27 protein-coding genes and 1 other RNA gene are annotated in these 26,083 nt (G+C 66.3%); 12 read left to right on the top strand and 16 right to left on the bottom strand.

The window, feature by feature from the left end:
* Positions 1-10: 10 nt before the first annotated feature.
* From G579_RS0100325 to G579_RS19555, 3 genes are all read left to right on the top strand, one after another.
* Positions 11-1,765 (top strand): AMP-dependent synthetase/ligase, encoded by a 1,755-nt coding sequence (locus G579_RS0100325; protein ID WP_028988594.1) that lies wholly within the window; start codon positions 11-13, stop codon positions 1,763-1,765.
* Between the two features lie 108 nt (positions 1,766-1,873).
* Positions 1,874-2,074, top strand: coding sequence for a DUF2905 domain-containing protein (locus G579_RS0100320; protein ID WP_028988593.1), 201 nt, complete (start codon positions 1,874-1,876; stop codon positions 2,072-2,074).
* Positions 2,075-2,076: 2 nt separating this feature from the next.
* On the top strand, positions 2,077-3,417 hold the full coding sequence (locus G579_RS19555; RefSeq protein ID WP_269137039.1) for a CCA tRNA nucleotidyltransferase: 1,341 nt from the start codon (positions 2,077-2,079) through the stop codon (positions 3,415-3,417).
* Between the two features lie 52 nt (positions 3,418-3,469).
* Here G579_RS19555 and G579_RS0100310 read toward each other — a convergent pair whose 3' ends face one another.
* Complete coding sequence (locus G579_RS0100310; RefSeq protein WP_051180650.1) at positions 3,470-3,733, bottom strand: hypothetical protein; 264 nt, start codon at positions 3,731-3,733, stop codon at positions 3,470-3,472.
* A gap of 527 nt (positions 3,734-4,260) precedes the next feature.
* Here G579_RS0100310 and G579_RS0100305 point away from each other — a divergent pair.
* Together G579_RS0100305 and G579_RS14950 are read left to right on the top strand one after the other, a co-directional pair.
* On the top strand, positions 4,261-5,646 hold the full coding sequence (locus G579_RS0100305) for a sigma-54 dependent transcriptional regulator (protein ID WP_051180649.1): 1,386 nt from the start codon (positions 4,261-4,263) through the stop codon (positions 5,644-5,646).
* Between the two features lie 163 nt (positions 5,647-5,809).
* Positions 5,810-6,892, top strand: a complete 1,083-nt coding sequence (locus tag G579_RS14950; RefSeq protein ID WP_051180648.1) for a hypothetical protein — start codon at positions 5,810-5,812, stop codon at positions 6,890-6,892.
* An 88-nt stretch (positions 6,893-6,980) separates the two neighbouring features.
* On the opposite strand, the gene G579_RS0100295 is transcribed toward G579_RS14950, so the two are convergent.
* The 15 genes from G579_RS0100295 to G579_RS0100220 all read right to left on the bottom strand — a co-directional run bounded on the left by G579_RS0100295 (position 6,981) and on the right by G579_RS0100220 (position 19,277).
* Positions 6,981-7,904, bottom strand: coding sequence for a hypothetical protein (locus tag G579_RS0100295; RefSeq protein WP_028988590.1), 924 nt, complete (start codon positions 7,902-7,904; stop codon positions 6,981-6,983).
* 448 nt (positions 7,905-8,352) lie between these two features.
* Positions 8,353-8,709: a hypothetical protein gene (locus G579_RS0100290; protein ID WP_155989677.1), complete on the bottom strand. Its 357-nt coding sequence runs from the start codon at positions 8,707-8,709 to the stop codon at positions 8,353-8,355.
* 81 nt (positions 8,710-8,790) lie between these two features.
* A complete protein-coding gene (locus G579_RS0100285; protein WP_028988588.1) occupies positions 8,791-9,276 on the bottom strand; it encodes a hypothetical protein in 486 nt (161 codons plus the stop codon).
* 13 nt (positions 9,277-9,289) lie between these two features.
* Entirely contained in the window at positions 9,290-9,997 is a 708-nt protein-coding gene (locus G579_RS0100280; RefSeq protein ID WP_211218614.1) for a C39 family peptidase, read from the bottom strand.
* 42 nt (positions 9,998-10,039) lie between these two features.
* Entirely contained in the window at positions 10,040-10,387 is a 348-nt protein-coding gene (locus G579_RS14945) for a hypothetical protein (protein ID WP_155989676.1), read from the bottom strand.
* 74 nt (positions 10,388-10,461) lie between these two features.
* Positions 10,462-11,367: a hypothetical protein gene (locus tag G579_RS0100270; RefSeq protein WP_028988586.1), complete on the bottom strand. Its 906-nt coding sequence runs from the start codon at positions 11,365-11,367 to the stop codon at positions 10,462-10,464.
* A gap of 549 nt (positions 11,368-11,916) precedes the next feature.
* Positions 11,917-12,261, bottom strand: coding sequence for a multicopper oxidase domain-containing protein (locus tag G579_RS18830; RefSeq protein ID WP_028988585.1), 345 nt, complete (start codon positions 12,259-12,261; stop codon positions 11,917-11,919).
* Positions 12,231-13,250: a multicopper oxidase domain-containing protein gene (locus G579_RS19660; protein ID WP_408033211.1), complete on the bottom strand. Its 1,020-nt coding sequence runs from the start codon at positions 13,248-13,250 to the stop codon at positions 12,231-12,233. Before G579_RS19660 ends, G579_RS18830 begins: the two co-directional genes overlap by 31 nt.
* A 600-nt stretch (positions 13,251-13,850) precedes the next feature.
* Positions 13,851-14,621: an RMD1 family protein gene (locus G579_RS0100250; RefSeq protein ID WP_028988582.1), complete on the bottom strand. Its 771-nt coding sequence runs from the start codon at positions 14,619-14,621 to the stop codon at positions 13,851-13,853.
* On the bottom strand, positions 14,618-16,018 hold the full coding sequence (locus G579_RS0100245) for an FAD-binding oxidoreductase (RefSeq protein WP_038017335.1): 1,401 nt from the start codon (positions 16,016-16,018) through the stop codon (positions 14,618-14,620). Before G579_RS0100245 ends, G579_RS0100250 begins: the two co-directional genes overlap by 4 nt.
* Positions 16,008-16,505 (bottom strand): D-glycero-beta-D-manno-heptose 1-phosphate adenylyltransferase, encoded by a 498-nt coding sequence (gene rfaE2, locus G579_RS0100240; RefSeq protein ID WP_038017332.1) that lies wholly within the window; start codon positions 16,503-16,505, stop codon positions 16,008-16,010. Before rfaE2 ends, G579_RS0100245 begins: the two co-directional genes overlap by 11 nt.
* Position 16,506: 1 nt before the next feature.
* Entirely contained in the window at positions 16,507-17,079 is a 573-nt protein-coding gene (locus tag G579_RS0100235) for a BON domain-containing protein (protein ID WP_028988579.1), read from the bottom strand.
* A gap of 32 nt (positions 17,080-17,111) precedes the next feature.
* Positions 17,112-17,711, bottom strand: coding sequence for a phosphoheptose isomerase (locus G579_RS0100230; RefSeq protein WP_028988578.1), 600 nt, complete (start codon positions 17,709-17,711; stop codon positions 17,112-17,114).
* Positions 17,708-18,085: a YraN family protein gene (locus tag G579_RS0100225; RefSeq protein ID WP_051180647.1), complete on the bottom strand. Its 378-nt coding sequence runs from the start codon at positions 18,083-18,085 to the stop codon at positions 17,708-17,710. Before G579_RS0100225 ends, G579_RS0100230 begins: the two co-directional genes overlap by 4 nt.
* A complete protein-coding gene (locus tag G579_RS0100220; protein ID WP_162142943.1) occupies positions 18,078-19,277 on the bottom strand; it encodes a penicillin-binding protein activator in 1,200 nt (399 codons plus the stop codon). The genes G579_RS0100225 and G579_RS0100220 overlap by 8 nt, the downstream gene beginning before the upstream one ends.
* 176 nt (positions 19,278-19,453) lie before the next feature.
* Between G579_RS0100220 and rsmI the strand changes: the two genes are divergently transcribed.
* The 7 genes from rsmI to G579_RS0100190 all read left to right on the top strand — a co-directional run bounded on the left by rsmI (position 19,454) and on the right by G579_RS0100190 (position 26,082).
* Positions 19,454-20,299: a 16S rRNA (cytidine(1402)-2'-O)-methyltransferase gene (gene rsmI, locus G579_RS0100215; RefSeq protein ID WP_028988575.1), complete on the top strand. Its 846-nt coding sequence runs from the start codon at positions 19,454-19,456 to the stop codon at positions 20,297-20,299.
* Between the two features lie 282 nt (positions 20,300-20,581).
* Positions 20,582-20,927, top strand: an RNA gene (rnpB, locus tag G579_RS18025) — RNase P RNA component class A.
* Positions 20,928-21,118: 191 nt separating this feature from the next.
* Positions 21,119-21,562, top strand: coding sequence for a division/cell wall cluster transcriptional repressor MraZ (gene mraZ, locus G579_RS0100210; RefSeq protein ID WP_028988574.1), 444 nt, complete (start codon positions 21,119-21,121; stop codon positions 21,560-21,562).
* A 20-nt stretch (positions 21,563-21,582) separates the two neighbouring features.
* Complete coding sequence (rsmH, locus tag G579_RS0100205; RefSeq protein ID WP_028988573.1) at positions 21,583-22,539, top strand: 16S rRNA (cytosine(1402)-N(4))-methyltransferase RsmH; 957 nt, start codon at positions 21,583-21,585, stop codon at positions 22,537-22,539.
* Positions 22,539-22,802 carry a cell division protein FtsL gene (ftsL, locus tag G579_RS0100200; protein WP_028988572.1) on the top strand — a complete coding sequence of 88 codons (264 nt, stop codon included), beginning with the start codon at positions 22,539-22,541 and terminating at the stop codon, positions 22,800-22,802. The genes rsmH and ftsL overlap by 1 nt, the downstream gene beginning before the upstream one ends.
* Positions 22,799-24,634, top strand: coding sequence for a peptidoglycan D,D-transpeptidase FtsI family protein (locus tag G579_RS14935; RefSeq protein ID WP_211218613.1), 1,836 nt, complete (start codon positions 22,799-22,801; stop codon positions 24,632-24,634). The genes ftsL and G579_RS14935 overlap by 4 nt, the downstream gene beginning before the upstream one ends.
* Positions 24,616-26,082, top strand: a complete 1,467-nt coding sequence (locus G579_RS0100190) for a UDP-N-acetylmuramoyl-L-alanyl-D-glutamate--2,6-diaminopimelate ligase (protein ID WP_028988571.1) — start codon at positions 24,616-24,618, stop codon at positions 26,080-26,082. The genes G579_RS14935 and G579_RS0100190 overlap by 19 nt, the downstream gene beginning before the upstream one ends.
* Position 26,083 lies beyond the last annotated feature (1 nt).

Raw genomic sequence — 26,083 nt, 5'->3', positions numbered from 1 at the left:
GGCATTCCGCATGGATGTGAATCTGTCCACCATTTCCAGCCTGGCTGCCGGCCTCTTTCAGCGTCTGGAGCGCTGGCCCGAGCGGACCGCCGCCTTGCGGCCCACGGCCGAGGGCTATGCGCCCATCCGCGGGCGCGAGATGGCGAGCGAGGTACGCCGGTGGGCGCGCGGGCTGCTGGCTCTGGGGGTGCGCCCGGGAGACCGGGTGGCCATCATGGCGGGCAATTCGCCCGAGTGGGCCATGCTGGATTTCGCCGTTCTGTCCGTCGGCGCCGTCACCGTGCCCATTTACCCCACCTATGGCCTCACGGAAACCCTTTTCGTGCTGGAGGACAGCGGCGCCAGCCTGATGCTGGTGGATGGGCGGATGCAGCTCGAGGCCTTGCGGGACACGGCGCCGGGCTGCCTGCCGGAAGGGCGCCTGTACGTGCGCGATCCTGCCGATGCCCAACGGGCCGGCCTGCCGAGCTGGGAAGCGCTGAAGGACCTCGGCGAGCGGATCAATCCCGAACTGGTGGATGCCCGGCTGGCGGCGGTCGGCCGCGAGGACCTGGCGACCCTGGTCTATACCTCCGGCACTTCGGGCTGGCCCAAGGGCGTGATGCTGAGTCACGGCAACATCCTGGCCAACATCGAGGGTTTTCTGCGGGTGGTCCCTCTATTGCCCAGTGACCGGGTGCTGTCCTTCCTGCCCCTGTCCCATGTCTTCGAGCGTGGCACCGGCCACTTCGGCGCCTACCTGGCCGGCCTGGAGGTGGCCTATGCGGAGCGTCCGGATACCATCATCCGCGATCTGACCCGGGCGCGCCCCACCATCCTGATTTCAGTGCCGCGCCTGTTTCAGGTGCTGTATGCCCGGCTGTTGCGCGACGTGGCGGGCAAGAAGGGGCCGCTGGGCTTCGTGCTGCGCCGCGGGCTGGGGCTGGACATCGGCGGCCTGGTGACAGGGCAGGGCAAGGGCGCCAGCCGCTGGCTCGCGCTGCATCTGCTGCGCCTGGCGCTGCACCGGCGTCTGGGCGGCCGCCTGCGCTTTTTCGTATCCGGCGGCGCGCCGCTGCCGGTGGAAATCGGCCGCTTCTTCCTGGAGCTCGGTCTGCCGATCGTGGAGGGCTACGGCATGACCGAGGCAAGCCCGGTGATCTCGGCCAACCCGCCGGGCAAGGTGCGGCCCGGCACTGTCGGACCGGTGCTGCCCAATCTGGAGCTGCGCTTCGGCGAGGACGGCGAGATCCTGGTGCGCGGCCCCTCGGTCATGCGCGGCTACTGGAAAAACGAGCCGGCGACCCGCGAAGCACTGGCCGGCGGCTGGCTGCACACGGGAGACGTGGGCCGCCTGGACGAGGCGGGCTATCTGGTGATCACCGACCGCAAGAAGGAGCTCATCGTCAACTCCGGCGGCGAGAACGTGGCGCCTCAGAAGATCGAAATGCGCTTGGCCACCCATCCCCTCATCAACCAGGCGGTGGTTTTCGGGGATCGCCGCCCCTACCTGGTGGCTCTCATCCATCCCAACAGCGAAAGGCTGCAGGAAACCCTCAAGCCGAATCCCTCCGCCGAAGAGGTGCAGAGCGCGGTGCGCCAGGCGGTGCAATGGGCCTTGAAGGATCTGCCGGCCTATGAGCAGGTCCGCAAGTTCCTGCTGCTCGACAAGCCGTTGACCCAGGAGGGCGGCGAGCTCACCCCGACCCTGAAGGTGAAGCGCCGGGTGCTGTGGGAGCGCTTTGGCGCCGCCATCGACGCCCTCTACGACGGCAAGGAGGCCTAGGCCCTTTTGCGGGTTCGCGGGCCGGGACGCTGATCTAGGCTGAATCAGGCAGGCGCAGGCCTGATTCGCGCCGCATCCGCTGGCGCGCTTGACGCAGGGGGATAGGCAATGGCGAAGTGGTTCGTGACCCTGGGGGTTCTCCTGGTGCTGCTGGGTTTGCTGTGGCCCTTGCTCAGCCGGCTGGGGCTCGGCCATCTGCCCGGCGATATCCGCATCGAGAGGCCGGGCATGGTCTTTTACTTTCCCATCACCACCAGTCTGCTCATCAGCATCGTGCTCACCCTGATCCTATGGCTGCTGCGGCGCTGACGGTGCCGGCGTCCGTACGGGCGCTGGCCGAGGCGGTGGCGGGCGCCGGCGGGCGTGCCTACCTGGCCGGCGGCGGTGTGCGCGACCAGTTGCTGGGGCTGCCCGTCAACGACTGGGACCTGGAGGTCTACGGCTTGGCGGAGGCGCGGCTGGAGGCCGTCATCGCCCGTTTCGGGCGGGTCAAGAAGGTGGGCGGGCGATTCGGCGTCTACGTCCTGCAAGGCATCGAACTGGCCTTGCCGCAGGGACCCGGCTTCCAGGTAGCGCCCGATGTGCCGCCCCGCGAAGCCTGCCGCCGGCGGGATTTCACCGTCAACGCCCTGTTGTGGGATCCGCTGGCCGGTGAGCTGCTGGATTTTTTCGGCGGGCAGGCCGATCTGGACCGCCGCCGGCTGCGGCACACGGATGCCGACACCTTTGCCGAAGACCCGCTGCGCGTGCTGCGGGCGGCGCGGCTGGCCGGGCAGCTGCGCTTTCGCATCCACCCGGACACGGCGCGCCTGTGCCGGGAGCTGGCGCCCGACTTGGTCCGGGTGCCCTGGGAGCGGGTCGGCAAGGAACTGGCGGCCTGGCTCCTGCGCGGCCAGGAGCCGGCCTGGACCCTGGATGCCCTGGTCCTGACCGGCGCCCAGGCGCTGTTCCCCGAGCTGCAGGCGCTGCAGGGCTGTCCGCAGCGGCCGGATGCCCATCCCGAAGGCGACGTCTGGATCCATACGGGCCGCGTGCTGAACGCGGCGGCGGCATTGCGCAAGGGGGAAAAGGGCAGGGATCTGGCGCTGATGCTCGGTGCCCTCCTGCATGATCTGGGCAAGATTGATATGACGCGCCGCGATGCGCGGGGATGCTGGCGGGCCATCGGGCATGAAGAGGCCGGCGTGGCACGGGCCACCCTGTTCCTGCAGCGCTGGTTTCCTTCACCCGCCCTGCAACGGCAGGTTCTGGGGCTCATCCGCTGGCACGGCGGCGTTGCGGCCCTGCATCGGGACGGCGCCAAGGCCGGTGCCTACCAGCGCTTGGCGCTGCGGGTGCCCGATCCCGCCTTGCTGCTGGATTTGGCGCAGGCGGATGCGGCGGGCGCCGGCAAGGCGGAGTATCCGGCCGTGCTCCATGCGCGCGCGCAGTGGGAGCGCATGGGCCTGCTGCAAGGGCGCCCGGCCCCCTGGATTACGGGTGACGATCTGGCCGCCTTGGGACTGGTTGCCGGGCCGGGCTTCCGGCGCTGGCTCGAGTTGGCCTTCCGGATGCAGCTTTCCGGCCGTTTTGCCGACAGGGAGCAGGTGTTGGCGCGACTGACCCGGCTCGTGGAGAGGCTGGGCGCGGCTGCGGAGTCCGACAGGAGCTGATCCGGCCCATGTGCTTGCCGCGATCACGGCTGCACAGCACGGGCGAGGCAGCTCAGGTGCCCATGGCGTCGCGCTTGTGCACGGCGTGGGGCGAGCCCCACTTCTCCAGATCCTGCACCCGCACTCCCACCCACCAGTAAGGCCCGATGCTGTCCCGGCCCTGCCCGCCAACCAGGATCTGGTCCTTGCCGAGCATGATGTTGTGGATGTAATCCTCCGCTTCGCTGCGCCGTCGGAAAATGGACCAGTTGACCACGTTTTCCATCGGCTGAATGGAAGGGGCTTCGCGCATTTCATTGAGAATGGCTGTGGGCATGACGACCTCCTACCCGTTGGCGTCAGGGATACTTCTAGTATAGATCAGCGGGTCGCCGGATTGTTCGATGGAGACACCTTGCTCGCCACGCGCAGGCATGCATAAAACGCTGCTTTGTCAATGGAACTTTCGTGAGTCTTTTTTCGCAACGGCATGTTGTATACATCGATCATGCGTTGAAAGCCTTACGACGAAAGTCATAAGACCGCGCTTTGATAATGCTTTGGATTGATCTATCTTCATTGATGACAGAAAAATACATGTGAAAATCCAAACTAGAAGTGCTTTTGCCCTGGTGGCGTCGGTCTTCTCGGCAAGACGGATGTGCTACGGGCGGCAACGCGAAAACAACAAGCTTTGCAAAAGGGAAAAGTTACAGAACAAGTAGCGGCAAGCTGGACTGCTCTCTCGCGAACTCCCGCCAACCAGTACTGACATGGACCAAGTGCGCATCCGGCGTGCGTGGCAGGTGGGATGCCGTGTTCGCGTGAGGTGAAAAACAATACGTAGGGAGGAATGCTTCCATCATGGAAACGCCCAATGCCTTGTCCGTTGTTTCGTCCACGCCCATTCCCGAACGCCGCAAAATGTTGCTGCTCGCGCCCTTCAAGCTCTCCGCCGCCCCCGTGGCGGAATTTCGCGCCTCGGGCTGGGACGTGCACGTGGCCCATGATGCGAGCAGCGCCGGCGAACTGATCGAACGGTACGGATTCCGGGTCGGACTGGCCTCTCTCGAACAGGGGTACAGCACGGAGATCCACGCCCAGTTGGACAGCCTCATGACTGTGGGCGGCCCGATCAAGTGGGTTGCCCTGCTGTCGCCGGCAAGCATGCAGGATCGCGAGATCTGCAAGATGGTGATGGATCATTTCTACGATTATCACACGCTGCCGCTGGATACGCCGCGCCTGCTGGTCACCCTGGGGCATGCCTACGGCATGGCCAGCATGGCGCACCTGGTGCGGGACCGCCAAGAGGCCCAGCTTGGCGAGCAGGAGATGGTGGGCGGCAGCCCGGCAATGCTGCAACTCTTTCAGAGCATCCGCAAAATGGCGCGGGTGGACGCCCCGGTGCTGATCACGGGTGAGAGCGGCACCGGCAAGGAGCTGACGGCGCTGGCCATCCACGAACGCTCCGCTCGTGCCCGCGGGCCCTTCATCGCGGTGAACTGCGGCGCGTTGCCGGCCAATCTGATCCATTCCGAGCTGTTCGGCCACGAGAAGGGCGCTTTCACAGGCGCCTATCAGCGCAAGGTCGGCAGTATCGAGGCGGCCGTGGGCGGCACCATCTTCCTCGACGAAATCGGCGACCTGCCCCTCGACCTGCAGGTGAATCTGCTGCGTTTCCTGCAGGAAAAAACCATCACGCGCCTGGGTGGCACCGAGAGCATTCATGTGGATGTGCGGGTCTTGGCCGCTACCCACGTCAATCTGGAAAAAGCGGTGGAAGAGGGGCGCTTCCGCGAAGATTTGTATTACCGCCTCAATGTGCTGCATCTCGGGGTACCTGCATTGCGCGAGCGGCGCGAGGACATCCCGCTGCTGGCCCAGTTTTTCTTCGACAAGTTTTCCCGGGAAAAGCAGAAGGCGGTCAAAGGCTTCAGCCAGCAGGCCCTGCGCAGCATGAGCAACTACGACTGGCCGGGCAATGTCCGTGAGCTGATCAATCGCGTGCGCCGTGCCATGGTGATGAGCGAAAAACGCCTGATCACGCCGGCCGATCTGGGCCTGGAGGGCGTCGCTGCGGCACCGCGCCTGCCGACGCTGGAAGAGGCGCGTTCGGCCGCGGAGAAGGAGGCGATCCAGGCCGTGCTGCGTTTTACCCGCAACAATCTGTCGCAGACCGCCCGCCATCTGGGCGTGTCGCGCGTCACCCTGTACCGGCTGATCGAGAGGTACGCCATCGAGCTTTGACACACGCATCCGGACCCGGCCGCGCGGCTTGCACCCGCCGCGCAGCACAAGGCCACAGAAAAAGGGAGAGAAGACTGCCGAAGAAGCGCTACCATCGTTCGAGCACGTGCACCCGCGGACGGCGGGCCTGATTTTTCAACTTATAAGCTGTGAGGAAAAGAACATGAGCAAGCAAGCAACCCGCCGGCCGGCCCGGATCGCCGGGCTGGGGCTGGTGAGCGCCTTGGCGCTGGCACCGGCCGCCTATGGCGAGGACGCCACGACCACTTCACCGAGCCCGGCGGTACAGGACGAAGCCCCCACCCGGCCCGTGGGCCGGCCGCCGGAGAAGAAGGAGGATTCCCGGCCGCCGCAGATCGAGACGCTGATCAGTTCCACGGGCGTGCTGACGCCCAAGGGCAAGTTCATCCTGGAACCCTCCTTCCAATACGCCTATTCCTCCGTTTACCGCATCGGCCTGGAAGGATACACGGTGCTGCCGGCCATCCTGATCGGCGCGATCCAGATCGAGGACACCAGCCGCAACACCTACATCGCCGCCCTGACCGGACGCTACGGCCTGACCGACCGACTGGAGGTGGAGGCGCGGGTGCCTTACGTGTGGCGCACGGACAGCAGCCTGACCCGCAATGTGCAGAACGGCGGCACCAGCGAGCCGATTCTGGTGGATGCCGATGGCAGCGACATCGGCGATGTCGAGGTCGCGGCCCACTATCAGCTGAACCGCGGCGGCCAAGCCGGCTTCTACGTGGGCAACCTGCGGGTGAAGACCATCACTGGCAAGAATCCCTTCGAAGTGCCGCGCGACCCGGCCACCAATCTATTGACCGAACTGCCCACCGGCACCGGTTTCTGGAGCGTGCAGCCTAGTCTGACCGCCATCTTTCCCTCCGATCCCGCCGTGTTCTACGGCAACCTGAGCTACTCGTGGAACATCGAGCGCGACGTAGGATACGGCTACGGCAAGATCGATCCGGGCGACGCGGTGGGCTTCGGCTTCGGCATGGGCTTGTCCCTCAACGAGAAAGCCTCTTTCAGCCTCGGCTATGACCACAGCATCATCGGCAAGCCCAAGCAGAACGGCATGACGGTGCCCAATACCCGCATGCTGCAGGTGGGTTCCGTGCTCTTCGGCTATTCCTACCGGCTGACGCCCAAGACGGGCTTCAATCTGAATTTCGGCGTGGGCGCCACCCAGGATGCGCCGGATGTGCAGTTGACCTTGCGATTGCCGATCACCTTCTGACCTGCGGGTTTTCCCTCTCGCCGCTGCCGGCGTGAGGCATAAAAAAGGCCGGTGGGCTGATGCCCACCGGCCTGTCTGTCGCGCGTCTTCAGCGGTTGACGGACACGGCGACCTGCTGCTGCATGGCGTTGTTGGCGCCGTTGTTCTGCTGCACCTGGGTGATGCCGGACACCTGCTGGAAGGCGTTGTCCTTGATGGTGTTGTCCTGGCTGGCCATGATCACGGCGCTGCCGTTGCCGGCCACCGCCGCCGAGAGCGAGCTGCTGGCGAGAGCGGTGCTCCAGATGCTGTCCCACTTGTTGGCGGCCACCGCGGCACCCTGCTGCATGGCGTTGTTGGCGCCGTTGTTCTGCTGCACCTGAGTGATGCCCTCGGCCTGCTGGAAGGCGTTGTCCTTGATGGTATTGTGCTGGGGATCGAGCAGCTCGATATACTCCGCCACGGCAGCGCCGTTGCCGATCACCACGGCCTCGTGCGCCGAATGGGCGATGGCTTTGCTGGCGCCGTAATTGTCTTCCTGGTTCGCCGCCACGGCCGCACCCTGCTGCATGGCGTTGTTGCTGCCATTGTTCTGCTGCACCTGGGTGATGCCTTCGGCCTGCTGGAAGGCGTTGTCCTTGATGGTGTTGTCCTGCAGGTTGCCAAGGCTTACGGAAACGTTGCCGCCGACCAGGGCGCCGTTGCCGTCATGGGCGTAGGCGAAGTTGCTGTGCGTATGACCGTCGTCCTTGTCCTTGGTCGTGCTGGCCGATACCGCCACGCCCTGCTGCATGGCATTGTTGCTGCCGTTGTTCTGCTGCACCTGGGTGATGCCCTCGGCGTGCTGGAAGGCGTTGTCCTTGATGGTGTTGTCCTGGACGGTAGCCGCCGTCACGGCGGCATTGAGCAACACGGCGGCGCCGGCGTCGGCACTGCTGCCGGCGGCGTTGGATTCGCTCGGCCCCGTCGCCCAGGCGGAGGCGGACAGGCCGAAGAGCACAGCGGAAATGCCAGCCATCAAGGTCTTGTTCATCGCATTCTCCTCACTAGTTGAATGAAAACAAATATGGTCGTGGTGCCTTGCTTGTCGTCCCACCCATTAGCCGTAAATTGACTTCATGGCATGCTCTATTCAGCAAAGCTTGTGCCAAGGTTGTCTTTTTTGGCTAACTTTTTGTTTTTTATGATTAAAGTTTGCTTTCGAAAGGCCTGCGAGCGGAAGTGCTGGATGCATGCGTTGCAACTGTGTAAAGGAGATTTAACACCCGCTGGTGTCGCGCCCGCGCAATGGCGGCAGCATGCGAGATAAACACAGGCCTGCCGCCAGAACACGCGAGTTGTTCAGCATTGGTACAGCAGTAAACAGGCTGGCCGCGTGCGGCATCCGGCGTGGCGCCACGGAGTGCCGCATGCGCTGGAGGTCGCGCTGCAAGCGCAAAGGACGCCCCGCAACGGGGCGTCCTAGTTGGCGCTGCAATGCATCAGGGTAGTTTGGGAGAGCGGGGCAGGGCGAGGTTCGAAACGGGATTTTCCTGTTGGTGCTTGCGCGGACGGGCGCTTTCATCCCACAGGATCACCGCCAGCTCCTGGTAGGAACGACTCATGGCCGGCATCTGCTGGGAGAAGCCGAGACCGCTGTCCCGGGCAAGGTCGGCGTTGTTCAGCGCCGCGGTGCCGAAGGCGGCCATGGCATCAGCAGGCTGGGCAAGCGCTTGTTCTTCAGCCAGGGCATGCAACGGGCAGCCGGCCAGGATCGCCCAGGCGGCCGCCCCCAGGACCAAGCGCCGGCGGGGGTGTCCCTGCCGGCCGCCTGGCCGCGCGATATCTCTGCGCATCATTCCAACCATGGCCTTTCTCCGGTGTGACATGGGCACAATGATGTTGCGTTATTCGATAACTTCGCGGACCAGACGTTGGTCTCAGGGACGCAGGAGCAGGGCTTGGTTGTCCAGCATGGCGCCGAGCTGCGTCGAGCGCTGGTATGCGCTGGTGTTGGCGACCTGCATGTTGAGTGCCGTGAAGTGCTGAATGACCTGGGAGTCCAGGTTGTTCTGGATGACGGTCAACAGCGCCTGCGTGTCTTTGAAGGCCTCTGGCGACACGGCGTTCCCGTTGCCGATCTGGATGAGATTGCTGTGCTCGATGCCGTTGAGGGTGGACTGCGCCTGCAGCGCGCCGTTGACGTAGGTGGCCGTTTCCAGGCTGAAGTTGATTTGCAGTCCGTTGACCAGGAAGCCGCCGCGCATTTGGTCCAGTTCCTCGTGGCTGACGGTCTGCAGGCCGGCAAAGCCTGTCTGGGCCAGGGCCGGCAGGGGCGTCAGCGGCAAGGCGGTCAGCAGGGCCGCCGCACACAGGTGTCTGTAGATGCGAAAACAAGGTGCTGCCACCCCGTCTGAAGTGCTCATGTGATCTCTTCCCCTAAAAGTCGTTTTTGCCAGGCAGGAGCAAACTGAAGGAGGCCAGGGCCTCACGGCTCACGGCCAAACCCAGGGGCGCCCGGGGGACCTGTTGCCAGACATCCTCGCTGTTGAAACCGCTGTGTGCCAGCATGCCCGCCTTGGCGGCGTGGATGACGAAAAGAATGCCGTTCCAACTGGATTCGAAATCGGCGCGCGGCATGCGCCGCAGGCCCAGAGCCGGATCGCCGACCAGTACCTCGTCGCGCGAAACGCCCTTGACCACCACGAAATGCATGTAGCCGTTGATATTTACAAGCACGATGGCCGGTACGCCGGTCTCGGCCAGCTTATCCAGGGACACGCGGAAGCCGTCGGCCCGATAGCCGTGGCTTTCCAGGTAGCGTTTCATGTCCAGCAGCGAAAAGCCTTCCTTCTGGATCTTTGCCTTGTCGCCGGCCTCGTACATGGCCTTGAAGGTGTCTTGCTCCGTGGTGGGCCGCTGATAGTTGTAGGTCAGCAGGGTAGCCAGGGCCGCCGAGCCGCAGCTGAAGTCGTACTGCTGCTTGACCACGCTGCGAAAGCGCATTTCCTTCAAGCTCTTCACGCCGACATTGAAGCTGCCGCCCACGCCGTTGAGCATGGTCATGCCTGCTTCAGCGCCGGGAGCACCGAGCAGCAGGGCGATGGCTAAGGCAAGCATGGGGCGCATGGGGCGATCGAAGGACATGCTCTCCTCCCGAATGGAGGCGGCCCCGGGCGGGGCCGCGATTCACTGCATGGTGATGCTGACGATTACGGCATTCTGAATGATCACATTGTTGCCATTGTTCTGGATTACGTTCACGATCCCGCTGGCGCCGCCAAAGGCGCCACCTTCGATCGCATTGCTGCCGGTGAAGCTGGAATACACGCTGTTGCCGTTCGAACTGGCCTTCATGAGTTCGTTGATGTCGACCCCCGGGGCGAAAGTGCCCCGCTGATGGCCCAGTTCCGCTTCGGAAACGGCGTGACCCATGGCGAAGCTGTCAACCGGCGCATCGGCCAGCGCAGCCCCCCCGCTCAGCAGGGTGCCCAGCAGCGTCCCGCTCAACAGTGCTCTACGCGCAAACTGTTTCATGACGCCATTCCTTCTCCCAAAGTTGCCTGTCGGGGAAGAAGCCGGTGGGCTGGCGCCCACCGGCCGGATCGCCCTCAGCGGTTGACGGACACGGCGACCTGCTGCTGCATGGCGTTGTTGGCGCCGTTGTTCTGCTGCACCTGGGTGATGCCGGACACCTGCTGGAAGGCATTGTCCTTGATGGTGTTGTCCTGGCTGGCCATGATCACGGCGCTGCCGTTGCCGGCCACCACCGCACCCAGGGAACTGCCGGCGACGGCCGTGCTCCAGATGCTGTCCCACTTGTTGGCGGCCACCGCGGCACCCTGCTGCATGGCATTGTTGCTGCCGTTGTTCTGCTGCACCTGGGTGATGCCTTCGGCCTGCTTGAAGGCGTTGTCCTTGATGGTGTTGTCCTGCGTACCGCCATAGAAGTAGAAGGAGGTGGTGGCAGCACCGTTGCCGATCACGGCAGCGCCATGTCCGGAATCAGCGATGGCGGTGCTGGCGCCGTAGTTGTCGGCCTCATTGGCCGCCACCGCGGCACCCTGCTGCATGATGTTGTTGCTGCCGTTGTTCTGCTGCACCTGGGTCACGCCAGAGGCACCCTGGAAGGCATTGTCCTTGAGAGTGTTGTTCTGGGTGCTGCCGATGTTGACGTCGAGATTGGGCCCGACTTCCGCGACGTTGTAGTCGCCGGTGGCGGCGGCGTTGCTCTTGGCGCCGCCCACGTTCTTGTTGGCCGATACCGCCACGCCCTGCTGCATGGCGTTGTTGCTGCCGTTGTTCTGCTGCACCTGGGTGATGCCCTCGGCGTGCTGGAAGGCGTTGTTCTTGATGGTGTTGTCTTGGGCGCTGAACAGCGTGACCGCCACGTTGCCGGCCACGGCGGCGCCGGCGTCGGCGATGCTGCCGGCGGCGTTGGTGTCTCCGGACGCCCAGGCGGAGGCGGACAGGCCGAAGAGCACAGCGGAAATGCCAGCCATCAACGTCTTGTTCATGGTGAATCCTCCTGAAATTTGGATTTATGGTGATTACGCAACGTATCCGGTGCGCGAGTCCTACCCACTATTCTGCCGGTGCAGCCTGCAGCCCGTTGGTCGGCACTGGGATTTAGCAAGGGGTGTGCCAAGTGCTTCGCTCGACCTTAAGTCGTTAAAAATGAATTGCTTTTTGTCGGATTTGGCAGGGCGGGGTTCGTGGGAGCGACAGTGGCGGCAGATGCAAGTGTAAATGCGGATTAACACCCCTCCTTCAGCGGCAGCCAGGGCGGGTTGCCAAAAGCGCATGAAAACTGAGTCGCGGCCCTGGACGCAAAACTGTTCAGCACCTTAACAGTGCGGCTGCATGCAATCGGGCTGCGGGGGGAGGATCTGGCTGGAAACCGCGCTGCGGCTCGGCAATGGGGAGCTTGGCGCATCGTAAACGGCGGGATATCCGTAGCCGGATATCCCGCCGGACGCCTTCCAACTGGCCGGTGCCTTGGCTCAGGGCAGGACCTCGAAGGGCCGCATCATGTCATGATCCTCGTGTTCGATGATGTGGCAATGCTAGGAGTAGCGCCCGGTGAAGTCGGTGAATGGCACCAGCAGCGACACCACCTTGCCGGGATTCACCCGCACCGTGTCCTTGTATCCCAACTCGTTCCGGTCGGGCGGCACGAGGGAGCCGGTAAAGACGAGTTGCTTGCTCGCCAAATGGCGGTTAACGTCGAAGCGTTGCCGGCCGAGCACCTGGAACTGCACCAGATGGAGGTGGATGGGGTGGGTGTCCACCGTCAGGTTGATCAGGCGCCAGATTTCGGCCGTGCCGCGCTTGGGCGTTTCCGTCACCGGGGCGTCGAAGGGCAGGCCGTTGAGCAGCATCAGGAGCCGGCCGGGCACGACCGGGTCCATGCCCTCCGAGCGTCAGGTTGCGCGTCCGGACGACCGGTACCCGGAGCTGCGGCACCGGCGGCAACGCCAAGGGCAGGCTGGAGGTGTCCGCCCCCGCCAGCGGCTTGTCCACCCGCAACTGCAGGATGTTCAGCGTCTGGGCCGGGCCATTGGGGAACGGCGCAGTCGCCGTGCTGCTCAGGATGATCGTCTGCCCGGCGCGCCGCGAGAAGTCCAGGATCACGTCGGCGCGTTCGGCCGGCGCCAGCAGGATTTCCGCCGCGATGGCGGGCGCGGGCAGCAGTCCTCCTTCGTTGCCGATCTGGTGGAAGACCTGCCCCGAGGACAGTCTGAGGCGATAGAAGCGGGCATTGGAGTCGTTCAGGATGCGGAAGCGATACTTCCTGGGCTCGACCCGCAGGAAGGGCCACACCTTGCCGTTGACCAGCACCGTGTCCCCGAAGAACTCCGGAATCCAGGGCGCGTTCGGGAAACCCGACAGCGGATACAGCGATTGGCCGTTCTGGTCGAGGTTGCGATCCTGGATCACGAGCGGGATCTCGTAGGAACCGCGGGACAGGTTGAGCCCGTCCTCGACCGCGTCCCGGAGCAGGTAAAAGCCCGCCAGGCCGGCGTAGACGTTCAGGCGGGTATTGGAGATGGCATGGTCGTGATACCACAGGGTGCTGGCCCGCTGGATGTTCGGGTAGTCGAAGGTCGCCGAGCCGCCCGAAGGCGTACCAGTCCATGGGCCCGCCGTCGCTCTGGGACGTCACGTGGCCGCCATGCAGGTGCACTACCGTGCGCACGGCGGGATTGCCGGTCATGTCGTGCAGGGTGAAGTCCAGCGCGTCATTGAGCAGGTGCGTGGTCGGCAGATTGTTGATCCAGGTGACCTTGATCGGTACGTTGGCGCGTGCTTCGATGGTGGGGCCGGGGTAGGTGCCATTATAGCCCCATACACGGGTGAGCGGCAGGTTGGCGTGGAGTTTCTGGTAGAACTCCGTCATCCGGATCTGGTACTGCGCGGCGGTGGGCAGGGCCGTGGGGATGGGCAGGGGGTCCAGGAAGGGCGTCAGGACGGCTGGCTGCCCGAAGGCCTTGCGCAGGTCCAGTTGCCATGGCAGCAGGCCCGCGCCCGCGATTGCCCCGAGTTTGAGAAACTGCCGTCTGCTGTATTTCATGATTACTCCTCCTGGCTCGAAGAGCCGCAGATGGAGTGGTGCAGGTTCTGTTTAGGGTCGCTTTCCTCCGTTGCTGCTGGTTGCCTCGATGCTGCTTGCCATGGACGGTGACGCCGTGGTCCCGCCGAGGCCGTTCGCCGGGCGAACGAAAAAGGGCGAGCCTGCGCTCGCCCTTTGGGTACTCTGCACCGTTTTCCGGCCTGCCGGCCGCCGGCCGCTTCCGCGAGGGCGGCTGCGATGGACAAAAGGTAATCCGCGCTTGGTCATGGCCTGCCGCCTGGTGGCTTGCAATGAGCCGCTCGGCTGGTGGAAACAAGGCGCTGGAGGGAAACCAACAACTTCTCTGAAGTATAGACCGCCTTTCGTCCTAGTGCTTCTTGTTTCCGGCTTAAGTGCTAGGACTTTGGTGCGGGACATGAAGACCGCTCAGTCCGGCCCGATGAGCATGATCAACCCTTCCAGGGCGATCAGGACGATGATGATCCACTCCAGCAGCGTCTCGCGGTTGTGGCGGCTGCCTTCGATGATGACTTCCAGCCCTTCGCTGATGGCGTCGAGCTTTTCATCCAGCGCCCGAAAGCGGCTGGTGAGCTCCAGGTCGGCGGACAGGTCGCGCGACAGCAGCTCCAGGCCGGGCTCGTCCCAGACGATGTCCGGGTTGTCCAGCACCGCCAAGCGGGCGAGGATTTCGGTGCGGGTGGCCGAAGTGGAGGCCAGGAATTTGAGATGGTTGCTGCGCCGTCCCGGCAGGCGGCCGCTGGCCTCCACCTGATTGAGCAGGTTCAGCGTGGTCTCCATGAGGTTTTCCACCGCTTCCTCGTGCAGCTCCAGGGCGACGCTCTGCGCCAGGCGCAGGGCGACGAGGAGCAGGCGCTCGTCGTCCAGTTGCCGGAGCGTGATGCCGTCCTTGCCGACGCCGTCCCGCTCTCCCAGGCCGATCTGCACCTCTTCGCCATGGGGCGTATCCAGCGGCTCGAAGTCGGCCTGCACCCTGGCCAGCACCCTGGCCTGCAAGGCCGGCGGCGCGTCATAAAAGCCGATCACGCCGGCGCGGAAGAGATAGACGCGGATGTCGCCTTGGCGCAGCACCCGCTGGGCGGCCGTATCGACCAGCACCGTCATGCCGAAGTCCTCGGGCCACTGCTTGAGGGCGATGTGGCGCACGGCCTGGACGGCATGCAGGACGGTGCTGCTCATTGATCGGAATCCGGGAGCGTCTTGCCGGGATTGAGGAGATCGAAGGGGTCGAACTGGGCCTTGATGGCGCGCATGACCGCGAGGGTGGGCGGGTCGAGTTCCAGGGGCAGGTAGTTGCGCTTTTCCGTGCCGATGCCGTGTTCGCCGGAGAGCGTGCCGCCCAGGCGCAGCACCTCGGCGAAGAGGCGGTGCAGCGCCTCGCGCGCGCGCGCCATCTCATCCGCGTCGTCCGGGTGCACCATCAGGTTCACGTGCAGGTTGCCGTTGCCGGCATGGCCGAAGGCGACGATGGAAATGCGCCAGTCGCGGGCCAGCCGGTCCACGTGGGCGACCAGCTCGGCCAGGCGGCTGACGGGCACCACCACGTCCTCGTTGATTTTCAGGGGCGCGATGCGCTTGATGGCGCCGGACAGGGACTTGCGCGCGCTCCACAGGGCGGCGACGGCGGCGGGGTCCTGCGCCTCCTGCAGCTCCAGCAGGCCCGGTCCCTGCAGGGCCGCCTTCAGGGCGGCGGTCTGGCGCGCTACGTCGGCGGGGTCGCCATCCGCCTCCACCATGAGCAGGGCCTGGGTGCCGGCCGGCAGGTCGGACGCCGCGCCGGCGGCGCGGATGGCGGCGATCGCGTGGTGATCCATGAACTCCAGGGCGCTGGGGATCACCGGCTGGCGCATGACGCGCGCCACCGCGGCGCAGGCCGGCACGCTGCCGTCGTAGCAGACCCGCAGGGTGGCCTTGGCGGCCGGCGCCGGCAGGAGCCGCAGGGTCGCTTCGGTGATCAGCGCCAGGGTGCCCTCGCTGCCCACCAGCAGCCGGGTGAGATCGTAGCCCACCACGCCCTTGCTGGTGCGGCAGCCGGTGTGGATCTCGGCGCCGGTGCCGGTCACCGCACGCAGGCCGAGCACGTAATCGCGGGTCACGCCATACTTGACCGCCTTGGGGCCGGCGGCGTTCATGGCCAGATTGCCGCCGATGCGGCAATAGGGCGCGCTGCCCGGATCGGGCGGATAGAAGAGACCTTGGCTGCGGGCCAGCCGGTCGATGTCGCCGGTCACCACGCCGCTCTCCACGGTGATGGTGCGATTGGCCGGATCGAAGTCGAGAATGCGCGTCATGCACTCGAAGCTGACCACGACGCTGCCGGCCACCGGCAGGGCGCCGCCCACGTTGCCGGACCCGGCACCGCGCGCCACCAGGGGGAGGCGATGGCGCAGGGCGATCTCCATGATGGCGCGGACCTCCGCGTGGCTGCGGGGGAAGACCACCGCCTGCGGCGGGCAGGATTTGGGCGTGTCGTCGCTGGCGTAGGCTTGGCGCGCGAAGTCGTCGGCCAAAACCCGTGCGGAGCCCAGGCCATCCTCCAGCTCGCGCAGGACACTCGCGAAGGCGTCAACGGCCATGGCCGGTCTCCTGCAGACGCCTCACCAGCGCGGTGGTGGAGCGTTCATGCTCGAAGGGAATGGAATGCACCTGGCCGCCGCGGGCCAGCACCAGGTCGGCGCCGACGATGGCCGTCACCGGCCAGTCGCCGCCCTTGACCAGCACGTCCGGCTGCAGGGCGGTGATCAGTTGCAGCGGGGTGTCCTCGTCGAAAGCGGTCACGAAATCCACGCTCTCCAGGGCGGCCAGCACTTCCAGGCGGTCTTCCAGCGGGTTGATGGGGCGTTCCGGCCCCTTGTTCAGGCGGTGCACGGAGGCGTCCGTGTTGACCCCGACCACCAGCGCCGCCCCCAGGCTGCGCGCCTGGTCCAGGTAGGTGACGTGGCCGCGGTGCAGGATGTCGAAGCAGCCGTTGGTGAAGACCAGCGGCCGCCGCCCACCGCAGGCGGCGGCCAGCGCCTGCCAATCCCGGATGATCTTGCGGCGGAAGCGGGGCGGGGCGTCCATGTCAGGAGATGTACTCGTAGACCTTGACCACCTGGGTGACGCCGCTGACGTGGCTGGCCACATCGGCCGCCCAGTCGCCTTCGTCCTGGCGCACCAGGCCTTGCAGGTACACGACGCCGCGATCCACCGTCACGTTGACCTTGAGGCCGGGATGGTCCTCGGCGGCCAGGAGGCGCGTCTTCACCTCGGCCGTGATCCAGGAGTCCTTGGCGCGCTCCCCCAACGGAGCGATGGGGCCGACGCGCAGTTCATTGACCACCCGCTGCACGCCGCCCTGCCGCTGCACCAGATCGCCCGCCCGTGCCTTGGCCTCCTCGCTGGGTACCTCGCCCACCAGCAGCACGGTGCCGTTGAAGCTGGACACGATGATGCGGCCCGGCACGGTCAAGGGGTCCTGGCGCAGCGCCGAGGTGGCCTTGACCGCAAGCATCTTGTCGTCCACCAGGCTGCCGACGGTGCGGCGATCCTGGGCCACGTAGGCGCCCGTGGCCAAGCCGCCGACCACGGCCGCGGCGCAGCCGCCGAGCACGGCGGGCAGGGCGAGAGCAAGAAAGAGAGAAGCAGTACGACGCATGGAGACTCCTTTGTGTGAAGCGGGCGGGGGCTTCAGTCGAAGCCGCCCAAGAGCTGCTGGTCGATCAGGTCGCACAGGCAGTGCAGGACCAGCAAATGCACTTCCTGGATGCGGGCGGTGCTTTGGCTGGGGACGCAGATGACCACGTCGCCGTAGCCCTGCGCCAGGCGGGCCAGTTCGCCGCCGTCGCGTCCGGTCAGGGCGATGACGACCATCTCCCGTTCCTGGGCGGCCTCCACCGCCTGGGTGATGCTCGGCGAATTGCCGCTGGTGGAAATGGCCAGCAGGAGATCGCCGCTCTGGCCGAGGGCCTGGATCTGGCGCGAGAAGACCTGAGCGTACTGATAGTCGTTGGAGATGGAGGTCAGCGTGGAGCTGTCCGTGGTCAGGGCGATGGCGGGCAGGGCCGGGCGCTCCAGTTCGAAGCGGTTGAGCAGTTCGGAGGAAAAGTGCTGGGCATCGGCCGCCGAGCCGCCGTTGCCGCACACCAGGATCTTCCGGCCGTCCAGCAGTGCGCTGGCCATGCGCTCGGCGGCGATGGCGATGACCGGAGCGAGCAGGTCGGCGCAATCGAGCTTGGTCTGGGCGCTGGCGAGAAAGCTGGCGCGGGCGCGGTCGCTGAGTTGATTCATGTATCGGAAACCTCGAAGGCATGCTGGATCCACTGCGGCTGGCGCCGCGCGTCGAAGGCAATGATATCAAAACGGCAGTCCCGGTGCTGATGCTCCGGGTGCTGATGTAAAAAGTAGCGGGCCGCCTGGATCAGCTTGGCCTGCTTGCGCGGGTCCACCGAGAGCGCCGCGCCGCCGAAGCCGGCATGGCTGCGGTAGCGGACTTCCACGAAGACCAGCGTGGCGGCCTCCAGCGTGATCAGGTCCAGCTCTCCCCGGCGGCAGCGGAAATTGCGCGCCACCAAATGATGGCCGCGGCTTTGCAGGAAGTGCAGGGCAAGGTCCTCGCTGGCGCGCCCCTTTTCCTGGGTGGATGGCCAGGGCAGCCTAATCATGCAGCTTCGGCGGCGGGCCATTGCGCAGCCGGACTTGCCCCTGCTCGTACGCCGCCCAGATGAGTCGCCGCTGCAGGATGCCATTGTCCGCGAAGCTGATCAGGCCGGTGGCGCCGGCGTAGGCGCTCTGGGTCTGCCCCTGCCAGATGCGCAGCGCAATCTGGTAGCTGTCGAGGCCCAAAGCCGCCAGCCGCCAGGTGATTTCGTTGCGTGCCGGCAGTTTTTGGGCCAGTTCCTGGCGCAGCAGCGTCCATTCCTCGCCGGGACTGAGCAGCCAGGGCATGTCGACGAAGCTCAGGGCATCCAGCACACTGTCCCGCAACGGGTCGGGCTGGGTGCTGTAAACCCGGGAGCTGCTGAAAACCGGCAGATCGAGGGCGTAGCTGCGCAAGACCGGCATGAGGGCGCGGGCGCGGACATCGCTGACCAGCAGCAGCACGAAGTCCGCGGCCGGTTGCGATGCCGGCGCGGCGGCATCGCCGTCAGCGTCGGATGGCTGGGTCTCGTCCAGGCCCAGCGCCCTGCGGATCAGCCCGTCCGGATCCTCGTTCCGGGCGGGCAGCGGCGTGGCCGCCGCCACCTGTCCGCCCTGGCGGCGCCACGCCTGGACGAAGGCGTCGCGCAGCCGGGTGCCCATCTCGTTTTGCGGGAAGATCAGCGCGGGATGGCGGTAGCCCGCCGTCCAGGCATCCTCTGCGATTTGCTCCATCTCCTGCTCCGGCGGCAGGCCGAACTGGTACAAGCCTTTCTGCACAGGAGCTGCGATGGGCGTGAGGGTCAGCAGGGGCGGATCCGTGTCCTGGCGGGAGCGGATGACGGTCGCCGCCTCCTGGCGCAGCAGCGGGCCGATGATGACCGCGCAACCGTCGCGCAGTGCCTGCCGGTAGGCGGCGGCCGCCGCTTGCGGCTGGCCCTGGGTGTCATAGCTCCGTATCGCCAGCCGCGGCGGCGGGTTCGGCTGCCCGGCCGCGCTTTCCAGGCCTATGCGGATGGCGTTGGCCAGCGCGGCGTAGTGGCCGGACTCGGGGAGGAGCGCGCAGGCGCGCGCGGGCGGAGCGGATGCGGCCGGCTGGTCGGCGGGCGCCGGCGGGAGCTCGGCGGCGCGTCCGGGGCGCGTACCCAGCGCACCCGCGATCCCCAGCACGGCAATCAGCAACCCGGCTGTGCGGACGGGCGAATGGGGTTTGGCCACAGGCCGGCGCTCGTTCTGTTTTGGCATCTGTTGAGTGTCACCGTGCAGCATGCGCGCGCATCAAAGCAAGCAGTGTAGGGAGCTTTGGCGCGCAGATCAATTGCGAGCGGCTTGTCCCCCATTCATATAGAATATGGACTGTTGCTTGTCAGGGAGCGCGGGAGCCCGTCACGGATATGGCAGAAGCTGGGATTTTGTATGTGGTCGGCACACCCATCGGCAATCTGGGCGATTTTTCGCCGCGGGCCCGGGAGGTGCTGGCCCGGGTGGACCTGGTGCTGGCGGAGGATACCCGGCATTCGCGCAAGCTCCTGGACCATTTCGCGCTGCGCCCTCGGCTGCAGTCCCTGCACGAGCACAACGAGCGGGAGGAAACGCCGCGCCTGCTGGCCCGCCTGCAGGCCGGCGAAAGCCTGGCGCTGATCAGCGATGCGGGCATGCCGCTGGTCTCCGACCCCGGCTTTTTCCTGCTGCGCGCCGCCCGGGAAGCACGGATTCCGGTCCGGGTGGTGCCGGGGCCGAGCGCCGTGCTGGCGGCCCTGGCCGCTTCCGGTCTGCCCAGCGATCGCTTCTGCTTCGAGGGTTTCCTGCCGGCCAAGGCCGCGGCTCGCCGTGCGGCCCTGCAGGCCCTCGCCTCCGAAACCCGCACCATGATCTGGTTCGAATCCCCGCGCCGGATCACGGAGACGCTGGCGGACATGGCCGCGGCCTTCGGCGCGGAGCGCTCGGCGGCGATCGGCCGCGAGTTGACCAAGGTACACGAGGAAATCCTGCGCGACAGTCTCGGCGGATTGCTGGCCATGCTGCAGGCTCAGCCAGAGAAGTGCCGCGGCGAGATGGTCCTGGTCCTGGCCGGCGCGGAAAAGGGTGCCGCCTCGGCCGGGGAGCAGGACCTGGACAGGCTGCTCGCGCCCTTGCTGCAGGCCCTGCCCCTGAGCCGGGCCGTCGCCGTGGCGGTGCAGATCAGCGGGCTGCCGCGCAAGCAGGTGTATGGGCGGGCGCTGGAGTTGAAAGAGAGTTGAGGGGGCGGGGCTGAGCGCGCGAAGTTGCGGATAACAGGCGCGGCTGCGCCGCGACCCGCGCACTCTTCCCGTCGGGGTTGCGGCACCCGGCGGCTAAGATGGGAGCCCCGCAGGCTTGGCAAGGCCCAGGCCCGACCACCTCAGATGTAGGAGCGGGTAAGCCCGCTCCTACGATCCTGGCGATGATGCACCAAGCTGGATGCGGCATCTCGCCCGCCCCAGCCTGGACTCATCACTCATCACTCATCACTCATCACTCGATTAATGATATAATGAGCGCGTTGAGCAGGCTGGGCGGCCGCCGGGAGCGATCCCGGAGGAAAGTCCGGGCTCCATAGGGCAAGGCGCCGGCTAACGGCCGGGCGGCGTGAGCCGACGGAAAGTGCCACAGAAAAGATACCGCCGATGTCCCGCAAGGGGCAGGTAAGGGTGAAAAGGTGCGGTAAGAGCGCACCGCGCTGCCGGCAACGGGAGTGGCAGGGTAAACCCCGCCTGGAGCAAGACCAAATAGGCGTGCGATCATGCGGCCCGCATGGCACGCGGGTAGGTTGCTGGAGTCCCGGCGCGAGCCGGGACCAAGAGGAATGGCCGCCCTCGACAGAACCCGGCTTACAGGCCTGCTCAACATCATACAGCTTAAGAAGGAGGGGCCCACCGCTGATGCGGTGGGCCCTTCTTTTTTTCCTGAAATTTAAGGGTTTCCTTATGCGTCCGGTGCACTTTTGTTCACCTTGACAGGTGGGGGATGGGTCACTATTCTTCGGATCAAAGTGGGGATAAGTGGGTAAAAGTGGTTCCAAGGGGGGAGAGTAAAGCCGGATGTTTCGCGGAACCCACCAGCACAGCATGGACAGCAAGGGGCGTCTCAACGTCCCGGCTCGCTTTCGCGAGTGGCTGGAGGTGCAGTGCCGCGGACAGCTGGTGGTGACCATCGACAAGGATCGCTGCCTCGTTGCCTATCCCTTGCCCCACTGGGAAGAAATCGAGCGGAAGCTGGCGCAACTCCCCAGCGCCGATCCCGCGGTCCGCAAGTTCCAGCGTCTCTTCGTGGGGCATGCCGAAGAGCTGGGCCTGGATGCCCAGGGGCGGGTGCTGATTTCGCCCACGCTGCGCCGCTTTGCCAGCCTCGAAAAGAACGTGGTCCTGGTCGGACAGGTGCACAAGTTCGAGATTTGGGATCAGGGCCTTTGGAACCTCCGGCAGGAGGAGTGGCTGGCCTCTATGGATGAAGACTTTACCCACCTGGGCGATCTGGTTTTATGAGTGCTCAAGGCGCGCTTGCCATGACTGACGATGCAAGGCACAGCCACGTGCCGGTTCTGCTGGAGCCGGTGCTGGACGCCCTGGCGGTTCGCCCGGACGGGGTGTATGTCGACGCCACTCTCGGGCGCGGCGGCCATGCCGCGGCCGTGCTGGAACGGCTGGGCCCTGCCGGGCGGCTCATCCTGCTGGACCGCGACCCCGCGGCCGTCGCCGCCGGCCGCGCCCGCTTCGGCCAGGACGCCCGCGTCGCCATCGTGCATTCCCCTTTTTCCCGTTTGCAGCAGGTGCTGAGCGGTTTGGACGTCGCGCAGGTCCACGGCATCCTGGCCGATTTGGGCGTGTCCTCTCCCCAGCTGGACGAGGCGGCGCGCGGCTTCAGCTTCCGTCAGGACGGTCCGCTCGACATGCGGATGGATCCCACCCAGGGGGAGACGGCCGCCGACTGGCTGGCGCAGGCCGAGGTCGGCGAGGTCGCGCGCGTGCTGCGTGACTATGGGGAGGAACGCTTCGCCCTGCGCATTGCTCGCGCCATCGTGGCCGCGCGCGGCCAGCATCCGCTGACCCGCACCGGCGAGCTGGCGGCGCTGGTGGCGAAGGCGGTCCCCACGCGCGAAGCCGGCAAGGATCCGGCCACCCGCACCTTTCAGGCGATCCGCATCCACATCAATCGGGAATTGGACGAACTGCAGCAGTTTCTGGCCCAGGCCGAAGCCGTGCTGGCGCCCGGCGGCCGCTTGGCGGTCATCAGCTTCCATTCTTTGGAAGACCGCTTGGTGAAGCGCTTCATGCGCCACGGTGCCCAAGCGGCCCAGGTGCATCCGGATTTGCCCATCGCTGCGGCGGCGCTGCCCGCGCCCGCCTGGCACGCGGTCGGCAAGGCCGTGCACGCCTCCGCCGCGGAGGTGGCCCGCAATCCGCGCGCCCGCAGCGCCGTGCTGCGGGTGGCCGAGCGCGGCACCGGCGGAAGGGGGCGCTGATGCGCTTGAGTACGATCTTGCTCGCTCTGCTGGTGCTGGTCAGCCTGCTTGGCGTGGTGGCGGCTCGGCAGACGAGCCGCGATTTGTTCATCGCCCTGCAGGATGCGCAGAACCAACACTTCAAGCTGGATACCGCCTGGGGGCAGCTGCAATTGGAGCAGTCCACCCTGGCGGCGCACGGCCGCATTGAGACCATCGCCCGCGAGAAGCTCGGCATGACCATGCCGCCGGTGAATGGCATCCTGGTGGTGCGGCAGCCATGATGGGCCGCGACTTCAAGGGCGGGGATCCTCAACCGCGGCGGCGGGACGCCGGCAAGCCGGGATTCGAGCCGCAGATCGGCACCCGGGCCTGGGTTACGCTCGGGCTCATTTTTTTGGCTTTTGTCTACATGGGCTGGCGAGCCTTCGACCTGCAGGTGTTCCAGGCCGGCTTCCTGCGCGAGCAGGGCGCGCAGCGTTATCTGCGCGAGGTACCCATGCCCACCTTGCGCGGCGCCATTCACGATCGCAACGGCGAGCCGCTGGCCCTGTCCACGCCCATGCGTTCCATCTGGGTCAATCCCAAGGAATTTCGCCGCAGCCGGGAGCGCTGGCCCGAGCTGGCTCGGGTGCTGGGCATGAATCCCGCCAAGCTGGCCCGCCTGGTGCGCAACGACCATGCCACCTTTGTCTACATCAAGCGGCAGATTCCCCCGTCCCTGGCGGAGCAGGTGGCGCAGCTCGACATTCCCGGCGTCTATGCCTTGAAGGAAAGCCGTCGCTATTACCCTACCGGTGAGGTGACGGGCCATCTGCTCGGCTTCACCAACGTGGACGACCACGGGCTGGAGGGCATCGAGCTGGCTTACAACGACTGGCTGCAGGGGCAGCCCGGCAAGATGCTGGCGATCCGTGACAACATCGGCCGGCGCGTGACCAATCTCGCCATGCTGCAGCCGGTCAAGCCCGGGCGCGAGCTCACTCTGAGCATCGACAAGCGCATCCAGTATCTGACCTATCGCGAGCTGAAGGCGGCCGTGCAGAAATTCCAGGCCAAGTCCGCTTCGGCGGTGGTGATGGACGTGCGCACGGGCGAAATTCTGGCCATGGCCAGCCAGCAGGGTTTCAACCCCAACAATCGCGCCGGCAGCACGCCGAAGGACTGGCGCAACCGCGCCATCGCCGACGCCTACGAGCCGGGCTCGACCATCAAGCCGTTCACGGTGGCCGCCGCATTGGAGGCAGGGGTCATCCGCCCCAACAGCACCTTCAACTGCGGCTATAAGTACTACCCCGTGGGCAACGCCCGCATCCGCGACGATCATCCGCATGGTGTGCTGGATGTCAGCCAGATCATCCTGTATTCCAGCAACATCGGCGCCGCCCAGATCGCCCTGAAGACGCCCCCCGAAAAATTTTACGAGATGCTGAGCGGCGCCGGCTTTGGCCAGTTGTCCGGCAGCGGCCTGCCCAGCGAATCGCCGGGCAGCCTGCCGGCTTACCAGGGCTGGGGCTTGGTGGAACGGGCCACGCTGGCCTTCGGCTACGGACTTTCCGCCAATGCCTTGCAGCTTGCCGGGGCTTACGCCGCCATCGCCAACGGCGGCATCTATCTGCGGCCGACGCTGTTCCGGGTGGCGGACCCCGCGTCGGTGCGCGGCCAGCGCATCATGAAGGAGCAGACTGCGGCCGTCTTGCGCCAGATGCTCGAAGGCGTGATCAGCCCGGAAGGCACGGGCACCCTGGCGGGCATTCCGGGTTACCGGGTGGCCGGCAAGACCGGCACGGCCCACAAGGCCAGCCGCGGCGGTTACGCCAACAATTACGTCGCCTCCTTCGTCGGCTTCGCGCCCGCCAGCGATCCGCGCTTGGTGATGGCGGTCATGGTCAACGAGCCGAAGGGACAGTATTACGGGGGGCTGGTGGCCGCGCCGGTGTTCCGTCAGGTGATGGCCGGCAGCCTGCGCCTGCTGAACGTCTCGCCGGACGCGGCGGCGCCGCTGCTGCTGGAAGGGCCGCAGCCCGCGCTGAAGGAAGTAAAGGCCAAGCCCAAGCCCAAGCTGGTCAACGTCGAGGACAGGGCACGGGAGGGACAATGGCCGCAACAGGGCTGAAGCCGGCCGCCGCGCTCTTCGATCGCCTCCCCGGGGCGTTGGCCGATCTGGCTTTTACCGGCATCGCCACCGATAGCCGCCGGGTGCGCGGCGGTGAGCTCTTCGTCGGCTTGAGGGGCACCCGGGGACCTGCGGATCGCTACGTGAAGGCGGCACTGGCCGCCGGGGCGTCGGCGGTGCTGCTGGAATCCGATGATGCCGGCCTGGACTGGCGCGCCGGGCGTCCGGTGTGGCGAGAGCCGGCCGCCCGCGCTCTGCTTGGCACGGCGCTGGCCCGCTATTACGATCTTTCGCCCGACTCGGTGTTCATCGCTGGCGTGACCGGCACCAACGGCAAGAGCAGCGTGACGCATCTGCTGAGCGCCGTGCTGCCGCAGCCGGGGTTCATCATCGGCACACTGGGCTGGGGCCTGCCGGGCCAACTGCAAGCCCAGGCCAACACCACGCCCGATGTCGAGGCGCTGCATCGCACCATCGCCGCCTGCCGCGAGGCCGGCGCCCGCAGCATCGCCATGGAGGTGTCCTCCCACGCCCTGGATCAGGACCGCATCGCCGGCGTGCCGATCCAAATGGCCGTCTTCACCAACCTGAGCCGGGACCATCTCGACTACCACGGCGACATGGAGGCATATTTCGCGGCCAAGGCAAGCCTGTTCCGGCGGCCGGGGCTGCGCTACGCGGTGATCAATGCCGATGACCCGCAGGCACAGCGCCTGCTGGCTCTCTTGCCCGCCGGCGCCGAACGCATCACCTACGGCTTGACGCAAGGCGAAGTGCGTCCGCGCGAGCTGACCGCCGAGGCGAGCGGCCTGCGCATGACGGTGGACACGCCGTTGGGCGAGTGCCGGCTGCACAGTCCTTGGATTGGCCGCGTCAATGCTTACAATCTCCTGGCGGCGCTGGCCGCCGCTTTGCTGTTGGGCGAGGCGCCACGGGCGGCAGCCGAGCGCCTCGCCCGGGTGGCACCGGTGCCGGGACGACTGCAGCGCGTGCCCGGTCCCGCCGCTGCGCCCGTGGTGGTGGTGGACTATGCCCACACGCCCGATGCCCTCGACGCGGTGCTGGCGGACCTGCGCAAGATGACCACGGGGCAGCTGTGGTGCGTGTTCGGCTGCGGCGGCGATCGCGACCGCGGCAAGCGCCCGCAGATGGGGCGCATTGCGGAGACCTGGGCGGACTGGGTGGTGGTGACCGACGACAATCCACGCAGCGAGGCGCCCGAGGCGATCGTGGCGGAGATTCTGGGCGGGATGACGCAGCCCGCCGCCGCCGTCCGGGTGCATGACCGCGCCCGGGCCATCCAGGCCGCCGTCCGCGCGGCCCGGCCCGGCGACTGCATCCTGATCGCCGGCAAGGGGCACGAGAATTACCAAGAGCAAGCCGGCGTGCGCCGGCCTTTCGATGACGCAGCAGTGGCCCAGCGGGCCTTGGAGTCTTGGCAGTGTTGAC

It is taken from the genome of Thermithiobacillus tepidarius DSM 3134 (assembly GCF_000423825.1).
GTDB lineage: Bacteria > Pseudomonadota > Gammaproteobacteria > Acidithiobacillales > Thermithiobacillaceae > Thermithiobacillus > Thermithiobacillus tepidarius.
Note: the sequence above shows the minus strand (reverse complement) of the source record. Positions and strands in the feature narration are given on the sequence as shown.

Bases quoted from the DNA above. Each gene is read 5' to 3' on its own strand.
- G579_RS0100325 (WP_028988594.1), top strand. From the start codon at position 11: ATGGATGTGAATCTGTCCACCATTTCCAGCCTGGCTGCCGGCCTCTTT.
- G579_RS0100320 (WP_028988593.1), top strand. From the start codon at position 1,874: ATGGCGAAGTGGTTCGTGACCCTGGGGGTTCTCCTGGTGCTGCTGGGT.
- G579_RS0100310 (WP_051180650.1), bottom strand. From the start codon at position 3,733: ATGCCCACAGCCATTCTCAATGAAATGCGCGAAGCCCCTTCCATTCAG.
- G579_RS0100305 (WP_051180649.1), top strand. From the start codon at position 4,261: ATGGAAACGCCCAATGCCTTGTCCGTTGTTTCGTCCACGCCCATTCCC.
- G579_RS14950 (WP_051180648.1), top strand. From the start codon at position 5,810: ATGAGCAAGCAAGCAACCCGCCGGCCGGCCCGGATCGCCGGGCTGGGG.
- G579_RS0100295 (WP_028988590.1), bottom strand. From the start codon at position 7,904: ATGAACAAGACCTTGATGGCTGGCATTTCCGCTGTGCTCTTCGGCCTG.
- G579_RS0100290 (WP_155989677.1), bottom strand. From the start codon at position 8,709: ATGATGCGCAGAGATATCGCGCGGCCAGGCGGCCGGCAGGGACACCCC.
- G579_RS0100285 (WP_028988588.1), bottom strand. From the start codon at position 9,276: ATGAGCACTTCAGACGGGGTGGCAGCACCTTGTTTTCGCATCTACAGA.
- G579_RS0100280 (WP_211218614.1), bottom strand. From the start codon at position 9,997: ATGTCCTTCGATCGCCCCATGCGCCCCATGCTTGCCTTAGCCATCGCC.
- G579_RS14945 (WP_155989676.1), bottom strand. From the start codon at position 10,387: ATGAAACAGTTTGCGCGTAGAGCACTGTTGAGCGGGACGCTGCTGGGC.
- G579_RS0100270 (WP_028988586.1), bottom strand. From the start codon at position 11,367: ATGAACAAGACGTTGATGGCTGGCATTTCCGCTGTGCTCTTCGGCCTG.
- G579_RS18830 (WP_028988585.1), bottom strand. From the start codon at position 12,261: ATGGACCCGGTCGTGCCCGGCCGGCTCCTGATGCTGCTCAACGGCCTG.
- G579_RS19660 (WP_408033211.1), bottom strand. From the start codon at position 13,250: ATGACGGAGTTCTACCAGAAACTCCACGCCAACCTGCCGCTCACCCGT.
- G579_RS0100250 (WP_028988582.1), bottom strand. From the start codon at position 14,621: ATGAGCAGCACCGTCCTGCATGCCGTCCAGGCCGTGCGCCACATCGCC.
- G579_RS0100245 (WP_038017335.1), bottom strand. From the start codon at position 16,018: ATGGCCGTTGACGCCTTCGCGAGTGTCCTGCGCGAGCTGGAGGATGGC.
- rfaE2 (WP_038017332.1), bottom strand. From the start codon at position 16,505: ATGGACGCCCCGCCCCGCTTCCGCCGCAAGATCATCCGGGATTGGCAG.
- G579_RS0100235 (WP_028988579.1), bottom strand. From the start codon at position 17,079: ATGCGTCGTACTGCTTCTCTCTTTCTTGCTCTCGCCCTGCCCGCCGTG.
- G579_RS0100230 (WP_028988578.1), bottom strand. From the start codon at position 17,711: ATGAATCAACTCAGCGACCGCGCCCGCGCCAGCTTTCTCGCCAGCGCC.
- G579_RS0100225 (WP_051180647.1), bottom strand. From the start codon at position 18,085: ATGATTAGGCTGCCCTGGCCATCCACCCAGGAAAAGGGGCGCGCCAGC.
- rsmI (WP_028988575.1), top strand. From the start codon at position 19,454: ATGGCAGAAGCTGGGATTTTGTATGTGGTCGGCACACCCATCGGCAAT.
- mraZ (WP_028988574.1), top strand. From the start codon at position 21,119: ATGTTTCGCGGAACCCACCAGCACAGCATGGACAGCAAGGGGCGTCTC.
- rsmH (WP_028988573.1), top strand. From the start codon at position 21,583: ATGACTGACGATGCAAGGCACAGCCACGTGCCGGTTCTGCTGGAGCCG.
- ftsL (WP_028988572.1), top strand. From the start codon at position 22,539: ATGCGCTTGAGTACGATCTTGCTCGCTCTGCTGGTGCTGGTCAGCCTG.
- G579_RS14935 (WP_211218613.1), top strand. From the start codon at position 22,799: ATGATGGGCCGCGACTTCAAGGGCGGGGATCCTCAACCGCGGCGGCGG.
- G579_RS0100190 (WP_028988571.1), top strand. From the start codon at position 24,616: ATGGCCGCAACAGGGCTGAAGCCGGCCGCCGCGCTCTTCGATCGCCTC.